Origin of the sequence: Nonomuraea diastatica, from assembly GCF_004349015.1 — a bacterium.
Classification (GTDB): domain Bacteria; phylum Actinomycetota; class Actinomycetes; order Streptosporangiales; family Streptosporangiaceae; genus Nonomuraea; species Nonomuraea diastatica.
Window position 1 is genome coordinate 1 of record NZ_SMKP01000351.1, and the last position, 3887, is coordinate 3887.

4 protein-coding genes are annotated in these 3887 nt (G+C 68.8%); 1 reads left to right on the forward strand and 3 read right to left on the reverse strand.

The annotated features are described in order from the left end of the window. Window positions 1-208 (forward strand): hypothetical protein (locus E1294_RS53965; RefSeq protein WP_220448440.1); only part of this gene is annotated, 208 nt, incomplete at its 5' end. Between the two features lie 399 nt (window positions 209-607). Here the strand turns inward: E1294_RS53965 and E1294_RS51280 are convergent. The 3 genes from E1294_RS51280 to E1294_RS51290 form a co-directional block, all read right to left on the reverse strand. Then, the gene (locus E1294_RS51280) at window positions 608-1564 is read right to left on the reverse strand and encodes an alpha/beta fold hydrolase (protein ID WP_165977972.1); all 957 of its coding nucleotides are present in this window, start codon (window positions 1562-1564) and stop codon (window positions 608-610) included. A gap of 56 nt (window positions 1565-1620) precedes the next feature. Continuing rightward, a complete protein-coding gene (locus E1294_RS51285) occupies window positions 1621-2253 on the reverse strand; it encodes a TetR/AcrR family transcriptional regulator (RefSeq protein ID WP_165977973.1) in 633 nt (210 codons plus the stop codon). Between the two features lie 762 nt (window positions 2254-3015). Beyond that, window positions 3016-3474, reverse strand: coding sequence for a hypothetical protein (locus tag E1294_RS51290; protein ID WP_132520429.1), 459 nt, complete (start codon window positions 3472-3474; stop codon window positions 3016-3018). Window positions 3475-3887 lie beyond the last annotated feature (413 nt).

Here is a 3887-nt window from a genome sequence, read left to right on the forward strand (position 1 = left end):
CCTCATCGACCTCGCCCACGGCCACCTGCGCCGTAACGACACCGACGCGGCCATCACCGCCCTGCTGACCTCCGAACAGCAAAGCAGCGAGCCCATCGCCTTCAATCCGGCGGCCGGCGTGGCCATCGCGGAGATCGTCGAAGGGTCCAGACGCCCTCCCCGCGCTGCGCTCGACCTGGCCGCACGAATCCTCAAGGCCAAAGCCTGATTGCCAAGATCCCTTCTCAAGGTGTTGATCAAACGGGAGGAGATCGGCCAGCCAGTCCTTCTTGAGCTGGAGCAGGAGGGGAGATCATGTTGGGGCCCGCTCGACTCCGAGCGACCAGCTCCAAAGTAACTCTCTGTAATATTTCGGGATCGCTACGCGGAGGTTACGGATGAGCGGTACCCGGACCGTAGCGGCATCTGGGCGGAGCAGGGTACTTGCGCATCTTCGATGGCACCCAACTGTGCGCGGCTGTCCTGTTCGACGGCCACCGTCACCCTGCACCCCGCCGATCTCGGCACCAAGGACAAGTTCCGCCAGGGCGCGCACTACCTGACCCCGACGTTGCCGTGGTGGCCGGACCGGCGATGGTTCGGGGGCCGGGACGGTAGCGGCCAGGGCTCATGCCGGGCAGACGTCCTCGACGAGCCACTGGTTGACCGCGGTGACGTAGGCATGCGGCATTTCCAGCGGCAAAAGATGCCCGACCGCGTCGAAGACGCGTAACCGCCAGTCGGGGCGGCGTGCGGCGAGGTCGTCGATCGTGCTCTTGGTGACCACACCGTCCTGGCCGCCCCAGAGCAGGAGCACGGGGGCCCGCACGTCGGCGATCGCCCGGTACACGTGGCCGCGGTCGACGAACAAGTGCGACAGCACCGAGGCGAAGGCCGTGACAGCGCCGCCGAGGCGCCGCGGATCGGCGCTGCGCAGTTCCTCGGTCAGCAGCGCGGCCATCTCGGGCGACAACCGCGCCTGGTCACCGCCCACCAGGCCCTCTGCCCTCCGGTCGGTGTAGGCTCTGAGCTTCATCTCCAGCAGCCGGCGACCGGTCATGCGCAGCACGACCCGCACGAGGGGTGGCCCGGCCGTCAGCAGCATCGGGCCTGCGGTACGCCAGAACAGCACCTCGTCGGAGGGCAGTGGGCCGGGCAACGCGGGGGCCGCGAGCACCAGCCGTCCGACCCGGTCCGGCACCGAGGCAGCGAACAGCACCGCCACCAGCCCTCCCATGGACCAGCCGTGGACGATCGCGTCCCGCAGGCCCAGCCGGGCGGTGAAGGCGCGCAGAAAACGCGCGTTCACCTCGGCCTTGGCCGCCCTCGGGTGCGGCGAGCTGGTGTGGCCGAAAAACGTGCCTGGCAGGTCGGGGACGATGACCGGCCCCAGCCTGCTCAGCGGCGCGATGAGGTCCAGGCACATCGAGGCGCTGCCCGCCATCGGATGGATCAGCAGGTGGGTGGGGCCGTCGCAGCCGGCATCGGCAGTGAGATAGTGCACGCTGGTGCCGCAGACGTCGATCTCCTCGCTGCGGATCCCGGCCCACCGTGGGGACAGCACGCCCCAGTCGGCATGACGCATCCTTCCTCCTTCCGCCCGCGACGGGCAGGCCATCTGTTCCGGAATGGGCCGCGGGTCTAGGGCCCCGGCGATCGTCCGTCGTCGTCCCCGGAGCCGGCCTCCCAGCTCTGGTCGAAGCCGGCCAGGGCACGCCGGCAAGCGCACCGGCCGGCCTCCAGCGCCTCCTCGTCGGTCCGCTCCTCGCCCAGAGCGGCCCCGACCGCGGCGCTCACCGCGCCGATCGCGGCCCCGACCATGGCGTACGAACCTACCCGGTCCACCTCCTCCGGGCAGACCTCCACCAGGGCCGCGGCGAGCCGCTCCAGTCTGGCGTTGGACCGTTCGATGGACGCCTTCGGCGAGGCGATGGGCAGCGTCAAGGCGTGACCGATGAGGCCGGCGTACATGCCCATCTCCCAGTTGTCCTGGAGTAGACGGTCAAAGGCGCGGGCGAGCAACTGGGTCGGAGACTCGTCTGGTGCGCGGGAGGCGATCACCCGCAAGGCCGCCTCGACGCTTTCGGTGCTGTTGTGGTAGAGCACGTCGGCCTTGTGGCGGAAGTAGGTGAAGAACGTGCGTGTGGAGACGTTCGCCGCGGCGGCGATCTGCTCCACGGTGGTGCCCTCGTAGCCCTGCTCGTCGAACAGCCGTTCAGCCGCTGCTATCAGCGCCTGCCGGGTTTGTTCCTTCTTCTGTTCGCGCAGTGACACGTCCCAACTATACTGCATGTCTGCAATTTTGCAGGCAAGCATTTTTCTTGCTCCTGTCGCGTCGGCGTCCCGGAAATGCCTCAGCTTGACCGTCGTGTATTTTCGGGAAACGATCACTCCGGCTTCGGGAAACGATCTTTGAGCAGCGCTCTTTCGCGCAGGCCGCACCCCATTCGTGAACACCCCCATCGGACCCGCACAGCGACCTCGCCTCAGCGGCAGCCGCAAGCGCGATCGATCCCATCCTGGGGCAATGGTCGCCGTCGGCGAGTGATCGCCGCTGGTATCGCCTCACCAGACGCCATGCTGCACATGCTCCGCGAGCACGACCTTGCGAGTTGCGAGGTGTGTCGACGGCGACGGCGAACTCGGCACTGGAACTTGCCGCGTGTGGAGGGATCATGTCGCGGTGTCTACCGATACGGGCTCGCCTGCGGCTCTTTGCTGCCCTGAGGTCGTCGCCTGCCCAGGTGTGCTGCTGACATCCGAGCCGGATGTCAGCGACTCGTCGCTCACCCATGCATTGGGGTAATCGAGGATGTCGTCCAAGCGGGGGCCGCAGCCGGGAGGGAGGCGGACGCTGGTGCCGGGCAGGACGCGGATCGCGGAGTTGAGCAACTCGGCTCGGGTGAGGACGGCGCGTCCGGCTTCGCCGTCCAGCACGGCTTGCGGGGTGGTGTAGGCAACGCCCGCGGTCGGTGAATGCCTACCAGCCCACCGACGCCGCCAGCGGGGAAATAGGTAGCGAGTGGGAGGACCTGCTCACCCCAGACACGGGCGGCGCCGACGGCGCGGTTGTCGGGGTCGACCAGGGGGCGCGACGACGGTCAGGCGCTCCCAGTCGGGCAGCTCGACGGCCAGCCGCGCCGGGTCCCCGCCGAACGCACGGACGTACGAGGCCACGGTGCGGTACGTCCGAACCTCTACCGTCGTGTCCGTGGTCAGCACGACGGCGGGCACCTCGACGCCATGGTGATGGGACGACCACCGCTCCCGTTGCCTCGGCCCGCTCTCGTGCAGGTCGAGCGGCAGGCCGCCGAGCCCGTGGCCAGCGGCCCAGGCGGATGCGAGGCCAGCGGTGGCGGCCCGATCGCCCCGGTCCTGGCGCTCGTCGAGCAGCCACCCGCCTGTGGTCCGGTCGTACCAGCCGTACTGGTGATCGGCGTTGGTGAAGCCCCAGATCCGCCAGCCGTCCTCGTTGTTTACGGTCGCGCGGACCATCGCCAGCCCGGTCGCGTTCTGGATGACGTGGATGGCCTAGGTGCCGAGCCCACGCAGCCCCATCAGCGGTCGCCTCCTGGGCCGGCCTGCTCGGGTTCCGTCCAGCACGACTCGGGCACGAACTGGACCGGGTCGAGGGCGGTGTCTGCGTCGCCGGGGCGGGGGACGGACGCCCATGGATCGGTGAGGTCGAGGGCGGGAGCGGGTGCCCACGGATCCGTGAGCTGGCCGGGGGCGTCGTCCTCCTGGCGCAGCTCGATCTCCCCTGGGTGGTACGGCGACTCCTGTGCTGGCGGCCCTCCGGCCGCGCAGCGTCGTTCGGGAGAGCGGGGCCAGATGCTTTCCCCTGGACCCGGTGTGCGGCGCGACCCTCAAAACGTCATATGGATGTATTATAATATAAAAACTTCACA

Coding starts and splice junctions, on each gene's coding strand:
- E1294_RS51280 (WP_165977972.1), bottom strand. CDS start 1,564: ATGCGTCATGCCGACTGGGGCGTGCTGTCCCCACGGTGGGCCGGGATC.
- E1294_RS51290 (WP_132520429.1), bottom strand. CDS start 3,474: ATGGTCCGCGCGACCGTAAACAACGAGGACGGCTGGCGGATCTGGGGC.